At 71.2% G+C, this 16,783-nt stretch carries 15 protein-coding genes; 9 read left to right on the plus strand and 6 right to left on the minus strand.

The window, feature by feature from the left end; genetic code table 11:
• Positions 1-82: 82 nt before the first annotated feature.
• From ACIPC1_RS29400 to ACIPC1_RS29415, 4 genes are all read right to left on the minus strand, one after another.
• Positions 83-667, minus strand: coding sequence for an O-methyltransferase (locus ACIPC1_RS29400; RefSeq protein WP_402522246.1), 585 nt, complete (start codon positions 665-667; stop codon positions 83-85).
• Positions 668-822: 155 nt separating this feature from the next.
• Positions 823-1,146, minus strand: coding sequence for an AzlD domain-containing protein (locus ACIPC1_RS29405; protein ID WP_402522248.1), 324 nt, complete (start codon positions 1,144-1,146; stop codon positions 823-825).
• A complete protein-coding gene (locus tag ACIPC1_RS29410) occupies positions 1,146-1,571 on the minus strand; it encodes a hypothetical protein (protein ID WP_402522250.1) in 426 nt (141 codons plus the stop codon). Before ACIPC1_RS29410 ends, ACIPC1_RS29405 begins: the two co-directional genes overlap by 1 nt.
• Positions 1,572-1,930: 359 nt before the next feature.
• A complete protein-coding gene (locus tag ACIPC1_RS29415) occupies positions 1,931-3,247 on the minus strand; it encodes a diaminopimelate decarboxylase (protein ID WP_402522406.1) in 1,317 nt (438 codons plus the stop codon).
• Between the two features lie 399 nt (positions 3,248-3,646).
• On the opposite strand from ACIPC1_RS29415, the gene hutU reads away from it, so the two are divergent.
• From hutU to hutI, 4 genes are all read left to right on the plus strand, one after another.
• A complete protein-coding gene (gene hutU, locus ACIPC1_RS29420; protein ID WP_402522253.1) occupies positions 3,647-5,326 on the plus strand; it encodes a urocanate hydratase in 1,680 nt (559 codons plus the stop codon).
• Between the two features lie 200 nt (positions 5,327-5,526).
• Positions 5,527-6,729: an allantoate amidohydrolase gene (locus ACIPC1_RS29425; protein ID WP_402522408.1), complete on the plus strand. Its 1,203-nt coding sequence runs from the start codon at positions 5,527-5,529 to the stop codon at positions 6,727-6,729.
• On the plus strand, positions 6,726-8,060 hold the full coding sequence (locus tag ACIPC1_RS29430) for a formimidoylglutamate deiminase (RefSeq protein WP_402522256.1): 1,335 nt from the start codon (positions 6,726-6,728) through the stop codon (positions 8,058-8,060). The genes ACIPC1_RS29425 and ACIPC1_RS29430 overlap by 4 nt, the downstream gene beginning before the upstream one ends.
• A gap of 38 nt (positions 8,061-8,098) precedes the next feature.
• Positions 8,099-9,304 (plus strand): imidazolonepropionase, encoded by a 1,206-nt coding sequence (gene hutI / locus ACIPC1_RS29435; protein WP_402522258.1) that lies wholly within the window; start codon positions 8,099-8,101, stop codon positions 9,302-9,304.
• 13 nt (positions 9,305-9,317) lie between these two features.
• Here the strand turns inward: hutI and ACIPC1_RS29440 are convergent, their stop codons facing one another.
• A complete protein-coding gene (locus ACIPC1_RS29440; RefSeq protein WP_402522260.1) occupies positions 9,318-10,835 on the minus strand; it encodes an RICIN domain-containing protein in 1,518 nt (505 codons plus the stop codon).
• Between the two features lie 381 nt (positions 10,836-11,216).
• The gene (locus ACIPC1_RS29445) at positions 11,217-12,113 is read right to left on the minus strand and encodes an RNA polymerase sigma factor SigF (RefSeq protein WP_402522262.1); all 897 of its coding nucleotides are present in this window, start codon (positions 12,111-12,113) and stop codon (positions 11,217-11,219) included.
• 238 nt (positions 12,114-12,351) lie between these two features.
• Between ACIPC1_RS29445 and ACIPC1_RS29450 the strand changes: the two genes are divergently transcribed.
• From ACIPC1_RS29450 to ACIPC1_RS29470, 5 genes are all read left to right on the plus strand, one after another.
• Positions 12,352-12,720, plus strand: coding sequence for an STAS domain-containing protein (locus ACIPC1_RS29450; RefSeq protein ID WP_385741189.1), 369 nt, complete (start codon positions 12,352-12,354; stop codon positions 12,718-12,720).
• A gap of 289 nt (positions 12,721-13,009) precedes the next feature.
• Positions 13,010-13,573, plus strand: a complete 564-nt coding sequence (locus tag ACIPC1_RS29455) for an ATP-binding protein (protein WP_402522265.1) — start codon at positions 13,010-13,012, stop codon at positions 13,571-13,573.
• 203 nt (positions 13,574-13,776) lie between these two features.
• Entirely contained in the window at positions 13,777-14,481 is a 705-nt protein-coding gene (locus ACIPC1_RS29460) for an LPXTG cell wall anchor domain-containing protein (RefSeq protein ID WP_402522267.1), read from the plus strand.
• 111 nt (positions 14,482-14,592) lie between these two features.
• Positions 14,593-15,648: a hypothetical protein gene (locus tag ACIPC1_RS29465; protein ID WP_402522269.1), complete on the plus strand. Its 1,056-nt coding sequence runs from the start codon at positions 14,593-14,595 to the stop codon at positions 15,646-15,648.
• Between the two features lie 26 nt (positions 15,649-15,674).
• Positions 15,675-16,766 carry a hypothetical protein gene (locus tag ACIPC1_RS29470; RefSeq protein ID WP_402522412.1) on the plus strand — a complete coding sequence of 364 codons (1,092 nt, stop codon included), beginning with the start codon at positions 15,675-15,677 and terminating at the stop codon, positions 16,764-16,766.
• Positions 16,767-16,783: the final 17 nt, after the last annotated feature.

A 16,783-nucleotide genomic window follows, 5' to 3' on the forward strand; every position in this document is an offset into this window, starting at 1 on the left:
GTGAGGTGGTGGGCCAGAAGCGCGGTGGTGAACAGGGCGAGGCAGCCTGATCACCTGACGGTCTTCGCGCTCTTGAACGCTCTCAAGGCCGGGCTGACCGCACCGCCATAAGGAGCCCGCTCGCCCAGGCCATGCGGACGGAGTGAAAGTCCTCTCGTTCTTCCAGGTCGGTCAGGAGGCGCTTGACCGCGGCGGCGTGGTCTTCTGGCCAGCCAGGCTGCGGGGCGAGGTCGTCGATCAGGTACGTTCCGCCAAGGGCCACGAGTTGCAAGGCCTGTTCCAGGTGCGTGAACTTGCCGGGCCAGGTGTCCGCGAACACCAAGTCGAACGGTTCCCCGTCATAGTTCTGCAGCCATTCGCCGCCGTCTCCGGCCACAAAGGTCACCCGTGGGTCGGACCGCAGCTGCTCGCGGGCGACTTTCTGCACGGTCTCATCGAGTTCGATCGTGACCAGATGAGAAGCGCTGTCCATCCCGCTGAGAAGCCAGGCGGTGCCCTCGCCCGCACCCGTGCCGAGTTCGAGGATGCGGCCACCTGGACGGGCAGCCGCAAGAACGGCCAGCAAGCTGCCGGTGCGCTCCTCGCAGGACATGGTGAAACCCGCTTCGCGCGCCGCAGCACGCAGGGCCGGTAGAGAAGCCGGGAATCGGCTCGGCGTGTCGTCCATCCGGGGATCATGCAGCCGCTGTGCCTGCCCCGCAACACCTTTTGCCGCCCCTTCAGCGGCTCCCGGCCAGTCCCTGAGACCGTGATGTCTCCGCACGTCAGATCAATCGGCCCGGTAGGGAGAGCGATGCACGCCGTGCCCTGACCAGCCGCACCTCACTCAATGCCAACCAGCCGGAGCACGGCAGCCGTGGCGGCGGCGCTGAGAACGACCACCAGGAAGGGAGCCTTGCGCCAGGCCAGTAGTCCGCCGAGCGGCACCCCGGCCGGGCGGGCAACCCCGGCGGCGCCGGCCCCTTGGGTCAGTGCGGTAACGGTCACCATTGCCCTCAGGAGCACGGTGGCCGACGCCTCCAGCAGTTTCTCCGCGCGCTGCGGAAAGTTGATCCTGGCCCTCAGTAGCGGCCCGGAAAGCCGAAGCAGGAAAGTCCCCGCTGTGAGTCCCAGCATCGCGGCGAGCAACTGAGTCGCGGTCGGCATCAGGATGCCTCCTTCTTCGTAGTCGCACCCGTGGTTGCGTCCGTCGAGCACCTGTAGACCACGAGCCCGGCCAGGGCGGCCAGCACCGGGATCCCGGCAGGTAGGAACGGGACGCTCAGCACCGCAAGTGCGGCGCCGAGGATGGCGGGACGGCGGATTCCGGCATCCCGCAGTGCTGGGAGGAGTAGCGCAAAGATCACGGCAGGGAACATTGCGTCGAACCCGAAGGCATCCGTGTCCCGCATGACCGAACCCACCGCTGACCCCAGCAGGGCACCGGTGGGCCGGCACACCAAGATGCCCAGCCCGCAGGCCCAATACGTGACTTTCTGGCGGCCCATGCCCTGCTGGGCCATGGCGAAGGCCACGGTTTCGTCGTTCATCAGGTGAATGCCGAGCGCCCTGCGCCAGCCTCGCCCAAGCACGTCGGGGACAGTCAGACCGAAAGGCAGATGGCGCGTCCCGTCCGGTTCGCTCCCGTGCAGGTCGCCGAGGCAAAGGCACTGGCCTGCCAGCTGCCCGCCACGACCGGCCCGCCGCTGTCGCGCTGGTCATGCCCGGAGCTGGCCGCCGAGCTGACCGCGCGCGGGATCACCGACACCAACTCCGCATCCACCGTGCGCCGGTGGCTGCACCACGCCGCACTCAAACGGGGCGCGCCAGGTGCTCCACCAGATGTGCCGGGATGTGCCGTCGATCGTCTGCGGCGGCATTGTGGCTGGTCGCGCAGTTCCCCGCGCCCCTCAGGGCACTGCTGAACCGCAGGGGACTTCAGCCGCCTTGCTCAGAGCCCCGTGAGCGCCGAAGCTCGCGCCCCGCCCGACTCCGCGACGATCTCGTCGAGGGTCTGCGGCCTGCGTGCGACGGCGAAGCGGACGCCGCCCCGGCCGTCCGGCGCGAAGCCGTAGATGCCCGGCCGGGCGAGGGAGTTGTACGCGTAGTGGTGGGCGAAGTAGTACGCGCCCGTGTCCAACGCGGCCGCGTAGTCGCCCTGTTCGAGCAGCGGCAGCGCGCGCCCTTCGGCGAGGAGGTCCCCCGCGAAGCAGGCGGGGCCTGCGATGTCCTGGACGACGTCCGGGCCGGCCTTGGGGCGCCCCTTCGCGTCGTACGCCGCGATCCGCAGCGGCCAGGACGCGGGCGCATACACCGTGCGGGCGGCGATCTGCACGCCCGCGTGTGTGACCGCGACCGCCCGGCCCCCGGCGGACTTCGTGTACTCGACCCGCGCGATCACGGTCCCGTGTTTGGCGAGGAGGGACCGCCCGAACTCGGTGACCAGCCCGTACCGCCCGTCGAACAGCCCCGGCACCACCCCGGCGAGCAGCCGCGCGTACTGCGCGTACGTCGGGGCGGTGGCGTCGGAACCGAAGTTGACCGGCAGCCCGCCGCCGATGTCGATCGTGTCGATCTGCCGCCGCCCGAGGTACTGGTTGATCTCCTCGGCCAGTGCGTACGTCTCCGCCACGCCCTGCGCCATCAGCGACAGCGGGATGCCCTGCGACCCGGTGTGCGCGTGCAGCCGGGTCAGCCAGGGGCGGTCGGCGTACGCCCGCACGATCCACTCCCGCGCCCCCTCGTCCCGCAGCGCGACCCCGAACTTGGAGGTCGCCGTGGCCGTCGACAGCGCCTCGATGGAACCCCCGCCGACCTGCGGGTTCACCCGGATTCCGAGGGGAGATCGGGTCGCCGCGGACCGTACCAGGGCGTCGATACGGTCCAGCTCCTGCGGGTTGTCCGCGTTGACGGCGATGCCCAGCGCCAGTGCCTCCCTCAGCTCGGCGGGTGTCTTGGCGGGGGAGTCGAGGACCGTCTGCGCCGGTGCCACTCCGGCCGCCCGGGCGAGGGCGAGCTCCCCGGGGCTCGCCACCTCGGCGCCGATGCCCTGTTCGCGCAGCAGCCGCAGCACGGGCACGAGCGGGGTCGCCTTCACCGCGAACGCGTGCAGCACGGGCGTGCCGGGAGCGGTCACCGCGTCGAAGGCGGCGCGCAGGGCGGCGGCCGAGGCCCGGATGCCGGGGACGTCGAGGAGGGCGACGATGGGGGTCCCCGGCGTGAGGAGACCTTGCTCGACGGCGGCCCGGACGGCATCGTCGCGTCGCAGGACGCGATCGCCGTCCGTATCGCCTGTACCGCCCGAAGGGCCCGCCGCTGCATCCGTATCGCCGGTTCGGCCTGAAGGGCCCGCCGCTGCGTCCGTATCGCCTGTACGGCCCGAGGAGTCCGCTGCCCCGTCCGCATCGCCGCCTGTACGGCCCGAGGAGTCCGCTGCCCCGGACGCATCGCCGCCCGTATGGTCCGAAGAGTCCGCAGCCCCGATTGCGCCGTCTGCTCCGTGCATGTCGTTGCTCACCGGATTCCCCGCCCTGCCCCTGTCTGCGCCCATACGTACCAGCCAAACATCCACGGCGTGGCCGCGCTTGGCTATGCGGCTATTGACTAGCTCTATTCAAGAAGTCAGGATGTGAATATCTACGGCAACAGTCCGCTTAGGAGGCAGACCATGTCAGGACCCCGCCCCGTACGAGCGCCGCGCGGTACGGAACTGAGTGCCCTGGGATGGCAGCAGGAAGCCGCCCTGCGGATGCTGCAGAACAACCTCGACCCCGAGGTCGCCGAGCACCCCGACAAGCTCGTCGTCTACGGCGGCACGGGCAAGGCCGCCCGTGACTGGCGCTCCTTCGACGCCATGGTGCGCACCCTGCGGACCCTGAAGCAGGACGAGACGATGCTCGTCCAGTCCGGCCGCCCCGTCGGCGTCATGCAGACCCACGAGTGGGCCCCGCGCGTCCTCATCGCCAACTCCAACCTGGTCGGTGACTGGGCGAACTGGGAGGAGTTCCGGCGCCTTGAGGCCCTCGGCCTGACCATGTACGGGCAGATGACCGCCGGTTCGTGGATCTACATCGGCACGCAGGGCATCCTCCAGGGCACGTACGAGACGTTCTCCGCCGTCGCCGCGAAGAAGTTCAACGGCACGCTCGCGGGGACGATCACCCTGACCGCCGGTCTCGGTGGCATGGGTGGCGCCCAGCCGCTCGCCGTGACGATGAACGACGGCGTCGCGATCTGTATCGACGTCGACCCGCGGGCCATCGAGCGCCGCATCGAGCACCGTTACCTCGACGTGAAGGCCGACTCTCTGGAGCACGCCCTCCAGCTCGCCGTCGAGGCGCGCGACGCCCGCCGTCCGCTGTCGATCGGCCTGCTCGGCAACGCCGCCGAACTGCTCCCGCGGATGCTCGCCGAGGGCGCCCCCGTCGACATCGTGACCGACCAGACGTCGGCCCACGACCCGCTGGCCTACCTTCCCGTCGGCGTCGACCTCGACGACATGGCCTCGTACGCGGCGAAGGACCCGGCCGGGTTCACCACCCGCGCCCGTGAGTCCATGGCGCGTCACGTCGAAGCGATGGTCGGCTTCATGGACGCCGGTGCCGAGGTCTTCGACTATGGCAACTCGATCCGCGGCGAGGCCCAACTCGCCGGGTACGAGCGGGCGTTCGCCTTCCCCGGCTTCGTCCCCGCCTACATCCGGCCGCTCTTCTCCGAGGGCAAGGGCCCCTTCCGCTGGGCGGCCCTCTCCGGTGAGGCCTCGGACATCCACAAGACGGACAAGGCGATCCTCGACCTCTTCCCGGAGGCTGAATCCAGTCAAAACGCGTCACTGCACCGTTGGATCAAGCTGGCCGGCGAGCGCGTCCACTTCCAGGGCCTGCCCGCCCGTATCTGCTGGCTCGGCTACGGCGAGCGCGACAAGGCCGGCGAGCGCTTCAACGACATGGTCGCCTCCGGTGAGCTCGCGGCGCCCCTCGTCATCGGCCGCGACCACCTCGACTGCGGTTCCGTCGCCTCGCCGTACCGCGAGACCGAGGCCATGCTCGACGGCTCCGACGCGATCGCCGACTGGCCGCTGCTGAACGCCATGGTGAACGTGGCTTCGGGCGCGTCCTGGGTGTCCATCCACCATGGCGGCGGCGTCGGCATGGGCCGTTCCATCCACGCCGGCCAGGTCACCGTCGCCGACGGCACCGAGCTCGCCGGCGAGAAGATCCGCCGGGTCCTGACCAATGACCCCGGGATGGGAGTCATCCGGCACGTGGACGCGGGCTACGACATCGCCGAGTCCGTGGCGGACGAGCGCGGTGTGCGGATCCCCATGCGGGAAGGCGAGTCCGCGTGACCCAGCGAGAAGGCGCGCCCGCGGCGCGGGGCGGCAACCCCCCGGTGGGGGCGGACGCCTCGTCGCCGCCCGCGGGCCCGGCTGTGCCCGCCCGTTCCGCCCTGCGGAACGACTGCGCACAGGCTGGAGCGGCTGCGGCCGGCAACCATGCCCAGCCCTCCGGCCGGCCCGGACCGGCCGGCGCTGCCTCCTTCCACGAGATGTGGCATGACCTGAAGCCCATCGGTCGGCACCCCGCCTCCGGTGGCTACCGGCGCTTCGCGTGGACCGGTGCCGACCTCGACTGCCGGGCCTGGTTTCGGGCGCAGGCCGAGGCTCGTGGGCTCGCCCATGAGATCGACCGGAACGGGAATCAGTGGGCCTGGCTCGGCGACCCGGCGGCGGGGGACGCCGTCGTCACCGGGTCCCACCTCGACTCCGTGCCGGACGGCGGGGCCTTCGACGGGCCCCTCGGGGTCGTGTCGTCCTTCGCCGCGCTGGACGAACTGCGCGCACGGCACGTGGAGTTCACCCGGCCCCTCGGCATCGTGAACTTCGGTGACGAGGAGGGCGCCCGGTTCGGGCTCGCGTGCGTCGGCTCGCGGCTCGCCGCCGGACAGCTCACCGTCGAGCAGGCGCACCGCCTGACGGACGCCGAGGGCATCACACTGCCGCAGGCCATGGAGCGGGCCGGGTACGACCCGGGCACCATCGGCTCGGACCCCGAGCGGCTCGCCCGCATCGGGGCCTTCGTCGAGCTGCACGTCGAACAGGGCCGCGCCCTCGACCTCTCCGGCGACCGCGTGGGCATCGCGAGCGCCATCTGGCCGCACGGCCGCTGGCGGTTCGACTTCCGGGGCGAGGCCAACCACGCCGGCACCACCCGGCTGGCAGACCGCCGGGACCCGATGCTGTCGTATGCGGAGACCGTCCTGGCGGCCCGCCGCGAGGCCCGACTCGCCGGCGCCGTCGCCACCTTCGGCAAGATCGCCGTCGAGCCGAACGGGGTGAACGCCATCCCCTCCCTCGTCCGCGGCTGGCTCGACTCCCGCGCCGCCGACCAGGCGAGCCTGGACACGGTCGTCACCGGCATCGAGAAGGCGGCCCGCGAATACGCCGAGGCGCAGGGCGTCCAACTCGACGTCGTCCGTGAGTCGTTCACCCCCGTCGTCGAGTTCGAACACGCCCTGCGTGACGAGCTCGCCCGCATCCTGGGCAAGGAGGCGGACCTGAGGGTCCCCGTCCTGGGCACCGGCGCCGGACACGACGCCGGAATCCTCTCCGGGACCGTCCCGACCGCCATGCTGTTCGTACGCAACCCCACGGGTGTCTCGCACTCCCCGGCCGAGTACGCCGCCGAGGACGACTGCGTGGCCGGGGTGACCGCACTCGCCGACGTACTCGAAGGGCTGGTCCGCAGGTGACGCAGACGTACTGGCTGGAACACGCCTGGCTCGACACCAACGTCGAGCCGGGCGTGGCTCTCGACGTCCACGACGGCCGCATCACCGCCGTCCGCACCGGCGTCGACATCCCGCCCCCCGGCGCCGAGATCCTCCGCGGCCTCACCCTCCCCGGGCTCGCGAACGCCCACAGCCACGCCTTCCACCGCGCCCTGCGCGGCACCGTCCAGGTCGGCTCCGGCACCTTCTGGACCTGGCGCGAGTTCATGTACTCCTTCGCGGACCGGCTGACCCCGGACACCTACCACGCACTCGCCCGCGCCGTGTACGCGGAGATGGCGCTCGCCGGGGTCACGGCCGTCGGCGAGTTCCACTACGTGCACCATGCCCCGGGCGGCACCCCCTACGCCGACCCCAACGCGATGGGTGAGGCGCTCATCGCGGCGGCGGGCGAGGCCGGGATCAGGATCACCCTCCTCGACACCGCCTACGTCTCCGCGGGCTTCGGACAGCCCCCGAACCGGCACCAGCTCCGCTTCTCCGACGGCAGCGTGGACGCCTGGGCGGAACGCTCTTCACTTCTCAAGGACCGTGATCACGCACGGATCGGTGCGGCCATCCATTCCGTACGGGCCGTGCCGGCCGGGCAGTTGGCGACGGTGGCGCGGTGGGCCGAGGAACGGCGGGCCCCGCTGCATGTGCATCTGTCCGAACAGACGGCGGAGAACGACGCCTGCCAGGCCGCGCACAGCCGCACCCCCGCCCAACTGCTCGCCGACCACGGCGTCCTCGGCCCGCGCACGACCGGCGTGCACAACACGCACCTCACCCGTCAGGACATCTCCCTGATCGACGGATCCGGGACCGGGACCTGTATGTGCCCGACCACCGAACGGGACCTGGCCGACGGCATCGGCCCCGCGGTCGCCCTTCAGAAAGCGGGCTCGCCGCTCTCCCTCGGCTCCGACAGCCACGCCGTCATCGACCTCCTCGAAGAGGCCCGCGCCCTGGAGCTGAACGAGCGCCTGCGCACCCGCACCCGCGGCCACTGGACGGCGGCCGCGCTCCTGCGCGCCGCCTCCGCCGACGGCCACGCGGCCCTGGGCTGGGAGGGCGCGGGCAGCCTGGAGGCGGGCGCGCTCGCCGACTTCACGACGATCGCCCTCGACTCGGTCAGGACAGCGGGACCGGTGCCGCGTCTCGGCGCCGAGACGGCCGTATTCGCCGCGACTGCGGCTGACGTACGCCACACGATCGTGGGCGGGCGGCACGTCGTACGGGACGGCGCGCACACCCTCGTACCCGATGTGCCGACAGCTCTCGCGGACGCTGTGGACGCCCTGCGCGCCTGACGACCGCCCACCGCAGCCCGAGCCCCCACGAGGACGCCATGAGCAGCACCACCGACGCCAACGCCACGACCGGCACCAGCACCGTCATCACCAACATCGCCAGTCTGGTCACCAACGATCCCTCCCTCGGTGACAGGTCTCCCCTCGGTCTGATCCAGGACGCGGCGCTCGTCATCGACGGCGACCGCATCGCGTGGACCGGTGATTCAAGAAAAGCACCCGCCACTGACAATCGGGTCGACGCCGGGGGCCGGGCGGTGATCCCGGGCTTCGTGGACTCCCACTCGCACCTCGTCTTCGCGGGCGACCGCACGCAGGAGTTCAACGCCCGTATGTCGGGCCGCGGCTACACGGCCGGCGGCATCCGCACCACCGTCGCCGCCACCCGCGCCGCCTCCGACGAGGACCTGGAACGCAACCTCACGCGCTACCTCCGCGAGGCCCTGAGCCAGGGCACCACCACCTTCGAGACGAAGTCGGGCTACGGCCTCACCGTCGAGGACGAGGCACGAGCACTGCGCATCGCGGCGGCGCACACCGACGAGGTCACCTACCTCGGCGCGCACATCGTCCCGCCGGACCACGCCGACGACCCGGCCGCGTATGTCGCCCTGGTGACCGGCGAGATGCTCGACGCCTGTGCCCCGTACGCCCGTTGGATCGACGTCTTCTGCGAGAAGGGCGCCTTCGACGGCGACCAGGCCCGCGCGATCCTCACGGCGGGCAAGGCGAAGGGCCTGCACCCGCGCATCCACGCCAACCAGCTGTCCTACGGCCCCGGCGTCCAGCTCGCGGTCGAACTGGACGCGGCGAGCGCGGACCACTGCACGCACCTCACGGACGCCGACGTGGACGCCCTGGCCGGCGGGAACACCGTCGCGACCCTGCTCCCCGGCGCCGAGTTCTCCACCCGTGCCCAGTGGCCGAACGCCCGCCGGCTGCTCGACGCGGGCGTCACCGTGGCCCTCTCCACCGACTGCAACCCGGGCTCGTCCTTCACCTCGTCCGTGCCGTTCTGCATCGCGCTGGCGGTACGGGACATGGGGATGACGCCTGACGAGGCCCTCTGGTCGGCCACGGCGGGCGGAGCCCGGGCCCTGCGGCGTACGGACATCGGCGCGCTGACCCCGGGGGCTTACGCCGACCTGGCGTTCCTCGACGCCCCGAGCCATGTCCACCTCGCCTACCGGCCGGGCGTGCCCCTGGTGTCGGAGGTCTGGCGGCGCGGGGTTCCGGTCGTCTGACCGGTGGAGCCGGTCACCCGGCGGTGGCGCCGGCCTGCCACCGCTGTTCGTCGGTGTCCACATCCCCGTCCCGGATCAGCATGAGCCGGTCGCCGAACGGCGTGACCGCAAAGCCCGGGAAGATGTCCGCGCTGATCCTGCCGCGCGAGTCCACCGTGAAGTGCAGGTTCTTGCCGTTGGGCTCGTAGTCGTCGGCGGCCGTGCACTCCCAGACGCCGATGCCCTTGTCCGTGCCACCGCGGCTGTCCAGGCAGAAGCGGCCGTCGGCGTACGACTGGAGGACGCCGCGCCCGGCGTCGACACGCCACAACTGGGTGCGGGCCGAGGTACAGCCGGCCGCGACGACGTCCGCGCCCAGGCTCATGGCGCCGTCACGGACGTCCATGCAGAGTCCGGAGCCGACGTTCACGACCTGGGCGTAGGTGCTGTTCGGGGGGTGCGGGGTCGGTGACGGCTTCGGCGTCTTCGAGGGCGTGGGTGTCTTCGAGGGTGACGAAGTGGGCGTGGGGGATGGGGACTTGGTCGTAGGAGTGGGGGACGGCGGCGGAGTCACCGAGACTGTCGCGGTCACCGTCACCGGGGGTGGCGCCGCCGGTGTGCCCACCGTGCTCACCGCCTGGCCCGGGTCCGATCCGCCCGACGTCAGCAGGTACAGCAGCAGCGGCGCCAGCGCGACGCCGAGCGCGGCTGAGGCGAGGACGAGGCGCCGGGAGGGCGGCCAGGACGCCGAAGCCGCGCCGCGGGCCGCCGGGGCCCTGCTACCCGAGGCGCCCAGGACGTACGCGCCGCCGCCCCACGGCAGCAGTCCCTCGGCCAGTGCCGTGCGTGGGGTGTCGCGCAGGGCGCCCAGCTCCTCGTACGCGGCGGCGCAGTGCCCGCAGTGCACCATGTGGGCGTTCAAGTCAGGGCTGTAGCGCGGGTTCTCGGGGTGTGCCGCCTCTTCGATCAGCCGGCGGAAGTCCTGGCAGCGGGGGCTGCCGGAGCGGGCGAGGCGGGTCTTGAGACAGGCCTGGCGCAGGGCCTGGAACGCGGGCTGCTTGCCGTACGTCACGTCCTGCGGCACGGCCCCGATGAGAGCCGTGGTCCTGGCGTCGGGCTCCTCGTCCACGATGCCGTACCAGATGAGGCCCTGGACGCGGCTCGGGAGCGACTGGAACGCGTCGAGCATCGGCGGTACGGGCCCCTCGGCACCGTCCGACTCGCGGAGCCGGTCGAGCAGACCCGGATCGAGGCGGCTCGCGCGGTGGTCCAGGGGCGCGGCCCAGGAGGCGGCCACCCTGCCTGTCAGGAGCAGTAGTTGGTGGCGCCAGGGCCCCCGCGGGTCGATGCCGCGTGCCGTTTCGCGGGTGGCGAGCGCGAACGCCTGAGCCGTCAACTGCCGTGCGGCGGACTCGCCGACGGTGCACAGACGGGCGTACGAGAGGACCGCGGGCCGGTGGCGCAGGCGCAGTTCGCGCAGTGCCGGGTACGCCGTCGGGGTGTCGGCGCGCAGCAGTTCGGTGAGCTGCGCGTCGGACGCCGTGGAGTACATGCCACCGCTACCGCTACCGGAGCCTGAGCCGTCGGATCCGTCGTACGCGCCGTCTCCGTCAGACCCATCAGACCCGTCGGACTCGCTGTACTCGTCGAATCCATCAGACCCGTCAGACCCGCTGTACCCGCCGTGTCCGTCGGTCCGGCCGGACCCAGCCATCCCCGTGCCTCCTCGCACCCCGCGTTCTAGGCCCGCCGGGGTTCTGGCGTACCGGCGGTCACGGGGATGCTCATAGTGGTGGAAGGCAACTGGTGGGGAAAGAGGTTTCCCAGGGTAACCATGGCCCGCCGCCAAGCTGTGACTACGGCCCGCGCCCCCCAACCACCGGGGCGCGGGCCGTAGTCACAGCTGCCGGACGCGGTCACCGCTGCGGCACCGTCACTCCTCGACGGTCAGCCCCTTGCGCAGCCGCACCAGCGTGCGCGAGAGCAGCCGGGAGACATGCATCTGGGAGATGCCGAGTTCGTCGCCGATCTCGGACTGCGTCATGTTGGCGACGAAGCGGAGCGAGAGGATCTGGCGGTCGCGGGAGGGGAGTTCGGCGATCAGCGGCCTCAGGGACTCCACGTACTCGATGCCTTCGAGCCCGTGGTCCTCGTAGCCGATGCGGTCCGTGAGCGCGCCCTCGGAGTCGTCCTCCTCGGGCTGGGCGTCCAGCGAACTCGCCGTGTAGGCGTTCGAGGCGGCCATGCCTTCGACGACCTCTTCGTTGGAGAGGCCCAGGTGCTCCGCCAGCTCTCCCACCGTCGGGGCGCGATCGAACTTCTGGGCGAGTTCGTCGCCCGCCTTGGCCAGGTCGAGGCGGAGTTCCTGCAGTCTGCGCGGTACGCGCACCGACCACGACGTGTCGCGGAAGAAGCGCTTGATCTCGCCGATGATGGTCGGCATCGCGAAGGTGGGGAACTCGACGCCGCGGCTCATCTCGAAGCGGTCGATCGCCTTGATCAGGCCGATGGTGCCGACCTGGATGATGTCCTCCATCGGCTCGCTGCGGGAGCGGAACCGAGAGGCGGCGAACTTGACCAGCGCGAGGTTGAGTTCGACCAGCGTGTTGCGGACGTACGAGTATTCGTAGGTGCCTTCTTCGAGGGACTCCAGCCGCTCGAAGAGGGTCTTGGACAGGGCCCGTGCGTCCACCGGCCCCACCTGGTCGAAGCGGGGGATCTCAGGAAGTCCCTCCAGCCCGACGAGGGAGCGAGAGTGTTCCGGAAGGGATGCCGACGTCGCCGTCTGGGTATGCGATTCGTCGAGCCGGGGTGACATGGTGTCCTCCATGGTTCTCGGCATAAGGCCGCCGATGCCAATGCGTGCACTGCGGTGTGCGGCGCCTCCGAAGCCGGTCGTGTCGAATAGGTGTCGCTACTAGCCCTACCCGCTCGCACGCGGTTGTCGCAAGTGTGCTTAGTAGTTAAATGTCCGATTCGTGGCGGTTGTTCGGGTGTCGGGGTGTGTAGAGAAGGCGTAGTGTTCGAGTGCCTATATCAGCAGTCACGACGCTCAGGAGAGAGACGGCATGGACCGCGGGACAGTCGGCAGCGCCCAGTCGGGCCGACTTCTTGTCGAAGTGCGGGAAGAGGGCCTCAGTGCCGTCGTGACTCCCGCGGGTGAGCTCGATCACCACACGGCCGATTTGTTGCGTGAGCCACTCGATGACTGCCTCGAAAAGGGGTACGCGCGGCTGGTCGTCGACTGCTCACGCCTTGAGTTCTGTGATTCCACCGGGCTCAACGTGCTGCTCAGCGCCCGGCTGAAGGCCGAGGAAGCGGGTGGCGGGATCCATCTCGCCGCGATGCTGCCGGTGGTGGCCCGCGTCTTCGAGATCACCGGGGCGGAGGCCGTTTTCACGGTCCACGACACCCTCGCCGCGGCCTTGGCCGACTAGGGCGGGGCGGGTGGATCGTCTCAAGGGGCGGGCGGATCGTCTTGAAGTGATGCCCCGGATGTCCCAGTGTGATCGTCGGGTTACGCGCGTCACAGGTTTCGGGTCGAATAATTGGGTGTTCGGACGGTTCGGCCGGGCAGGAGACATCCTGGAAATGTCGGCCGTCACCGTGGCGGCCACGTCGCGGACCGGTCAGGGAAACCGGTCGGTGGCGGGTGGGCCCCTCGATCAACGTACTGAGTGCTGAGTCTTGATTTGTGAACTGGTGAATCGGTGAGGTGAAGCGCTGATGAGCACCACCCGGCCTTACCCGCCGGGAGACCGCGGCCCGGAGTCGGGCGACGGCGGCGCTTCCGCGGTGTCCGGCACGGGCGCGTCCCCAGGCGACGCCCCCGCCTCCTCCGCAGGCACCGACGGCAGCAGCGGCACCGGGACCCCTTCGGGTCGCCAGGCCCGCAGGCTGAGCTTCGACGGCCAGAGCGGCGTCGTGCCGCTCGCTCGCGACTTCGCCCGCCAGGCGCTGCACGCGTGGGGCTGGCTGCCCGCCGAGAGCGCCGACCGCCGCGCCGCCGCCGAGGATGTCCTCCTGGTCGTCTCCGAACTCGTCACCAACGCCTGTCTGCACGCCGAGGGCCCGGAAGAGCTCCGGATCGCGTGCGACAGGAAGGTGTTCCGTGTCGAGGTCTCCGACCGTGGCGCCGGCCAGCCCGCCCCCCGCACCCCGCACCGCGCCGGGCGCCCGGGCGGTCACGGGATGTTCATCGTGCAGCGACTGTGCCTGGACTGGGGGGTCGTGCGGACCCCGGGGGTCGTGGGCAAGACCGTCTGGGCCGAACTCGGGGCGCCGGCATAGCGCTGCGGCCCACCCGGTAACTCCGACCTTGGGTTACCCGCGGTTCACATCCTCATTCGCACACTGACTGGTATGCCACCGCTCGCGCGCCGGATCTCCTCACATCCGGCGCGCGCTTTGTCTTCCCTCCACAAGTCCCCGGGCGTACCTTGACGGCCGATCTGATGTTCCGTCAGATATCCAGTCAGGAATGAGGCCCCGAGGTGTCGTACCGGACGTACCAGAAACGAACCGCCGCGCTCGCGTTCGCCGCGGCCCTGGCCGGCTCCGCGGTGCTGATGGCCGCCCCCGCCGCCCACGCCGACGTGGTGGACGTCAACTACCAGTGCAAGACGCCGATCGGCGACAAGAGCGCCGTCTCGCCCATCGACATCAAGAGCGTCAAGAGCGGCAGCGCCTACAAGCTCACCATGTCCTGGCAGAAGGGCGTCTCGTCCAGCCCGGTGGAGCTGGGCAAGGGGGCGATGAGCCCGAGCGCCGTGATCCAGGTGGGCGGCGCGGACAGCGGCACGGTGGCCGTGAGCGGCCCGGCCAACGCGGCCGCGATCCCCGCCAACACCCCCATCAAGATCAGTGACTTGAGCGGCACCTACACCCCGAAGGGGACCGGAGAGGTCACCTTCACCGCGGGCGTCCTGACCATCAAGGCACTGGGCACGACGACCACCTGCACCCCTTCGAACGACCCCGGGCCCTCACTCACCCTCGACGTCGCGGCCGCGAGCGGAAGCAGCGGCGGCTCGACCTCGGGCGAGTCCCAGAGCGGCACGGACTCCGGCGGCGAACTCCCGCAGACCGGCCCCGAGGACTCCGCGATCGCCCTCGGCACGCTCGGCGGCACGGTGCTGCTCGCGGGCGCCGCGGGCGTGCTGTGGCTGACGCGCAGGCATCAGGCGGTACGCCGCTGAGAACGCGTACGCCCACCCGTCGCCCGACCGCCGCCCCTCAACGAGGCTCCCCCGGAGCCGTATGCCTGGAGGGACCCCCGCCGCGCCGCCCCTTCTGAACGGGAGCCGCTGATGCCCTACGCCGTACCCCGTCTACTGGGCCTGACCGCCGTGCTGTTGCTGAGCGCCGTACCCGTCGCCGTGGCCGACGCGGGCTGGTCCGTCGTGCCGTCCGCGAACGCGCCGGAGGGGCGGCCGTACGTCTACGCGGAGGGCGTGCCCGGCACGGTCCTCCAGGACTCGGTATCCGTGCTCAATCCGGGCGCCGAGCCGGTCACCGTCAAGCTGCGCGGCGCGGACGCGGACAACACGGCGGACGGCGGGTTCACGATCCGGGAGAAGGCGGCGGACGCGGGCGGGTGGATCAACTTCGCGGGCGGCACGAACGGAAGGCGGACCCCGGTGGCTTCGCTGTCCGTACGCGTCCCCGCACACACCCGCGCCGACGTCCCCTTCACACTGAGCGTCCCGGCGGGGGCGGTGCCCGGCGACCATCCCGGCGCGATCGTCGCGAGCGGCGACGACGGCCGGTCCTCGGCGGTCCGGGTCCAACTACGGGTGGCCGGACCGGCGTTGTCGGCGCTCACCGTCGAGCACGTCACCGTGCGTGCGGGGCGGATCTCGTACGAGCTGGTCAACCGTGGCACCACCGTCCTCACCCCGAAACTCGCCGTCCACGCCGACGGCGCTCTCGGCGAGCTCCTCGACCGCGCCCCGCGCACCCTGCCCGTCGAACTCCTGCCGGGCCGCCGCGTCACCCTCGGCGAACCGTGGCGCGACACCCCCGCACTGGACGCGGTCGACGTGCGACTGACGGTCACGGCGGCGGGCGGGGCACGCGACACGGCGTCCGCGTCGGTGCGGTTCGTGCCCTGGGGTGCGGTGGCGGGGATCGGGTGCTCGCTCGTGGCGGTCGCCGCGCTTCTCGTCGTACGGCGTCACAGGCGTCGTACGACGGGTGGTGTACGGCCTCCGGGGCGTCGCGTGCCGGGTGATGTACGGCGGTCCGGGCGTCGCGTGCCAGGTGCTGTACCGCGTTTCGGGCGTCGCGTCGGGCGCCGTACGCCTACCGGCGAGGTGTGTGAACAGCCGCGTACGGAAGTCGAGTTGACGGGAGCGGTGTCGTGAGCGGAGTCGTGGGCGGCAGGGTACGGATGACGGTGCTGGCGGCGGTGCTCGCGCTCCTCGTGACGACCCTCGTGGGGGCGCCCGCGGCCGGCGCGGACAAACCCTCCGTCAGGCTGTCCAAGTCCCAGGCCGGGACGGGGGGTTCGATCACCGTCACCGGCGCCGGATGGCGGCCGAAGACACTGCTGATGATGCTGATCTGCGGCCAGTCGGCGCCGTCCCGAGGTGTGATCGGCGGCACCAACTCCTGTGCCAACGCGGACGGCCGGGCCGTCACCACCGATGCGAAGGGCGACTTCAGCAAGGAGCTGCCGGTCGCCGAGCCGCCCGAGCCGTGCCCGTGCGTGGTGCATGTCGCCACGGTCACCGGGGAGAAGGCGGAGGCGGACGCCATCTTCATGGTCGCGGGGCACTCGGTCGAGCCGCTGCCCGAGGAGGAGAGCGGCGCACGGCTCTCGGTGCTCACGGACACCCGACTCGACGGATCGAGCGGGCTGCTCACCTCCTTCGGCGCCCCGCCCTCCCGCACGCTCGTCTTCACGGTCGGCAACGTCGGTACCGCTGCCGTCAAGGACCCCGTCTTCCAAGTCGGCACCTCCCACGGCGTGTTCGCCCCGCAGTGGGAGGAACAGCAGTGGCGCGGCACCATCGCACCTGGCAAGCGGGCACGGATCGAACTCCCCGTCGAAGTCGCGGCCGGGGCGCACGGGGACTACACGGTCTCGCTGAAGTACGGCGGGAAGATGCTCGCCGAGCAGCCGTGGGGCGTGGGCCGCCCCTGGGGTGTGACGCTCTTCTGGATCCTGCTCGGTGTGGTCGTACCGGCCGCGGTGTTCCGCGTCGGGATGGCCGCGGTGGACCGGCTGCGGCCGCGCAGGTCCGCCGGTCGCGGTCCCCGTCGCAGGAGTCCGCGGCTTCCCCAACTCACGTACCGCATGCCGAGGTTGAGCGCGTCCTCGGCACCCGGATCCCGAACGACCCCGACGCCGAACCCGACCTCGACGCGGCCCCTTCCGTGGTTCACCCCGGACAGCGGTCCGGGGAACCCGGCGGCCGGTCAGCTCTCCGCACCGCACGAGAACAGTCCGACGACCCCCACGAGGAAGGGCAACACGTGAGCAGGCAACGGAGAGTG

It is taken from the genome of Streptomyces sp. NPDC087263 (assembly GCF_044744645.1).
Taxonomy (GTDB): Bacteria; Actinomycetota; Actinomycetes; order Streptomycetales; family Streptomycetaceae; genus Streptomyces.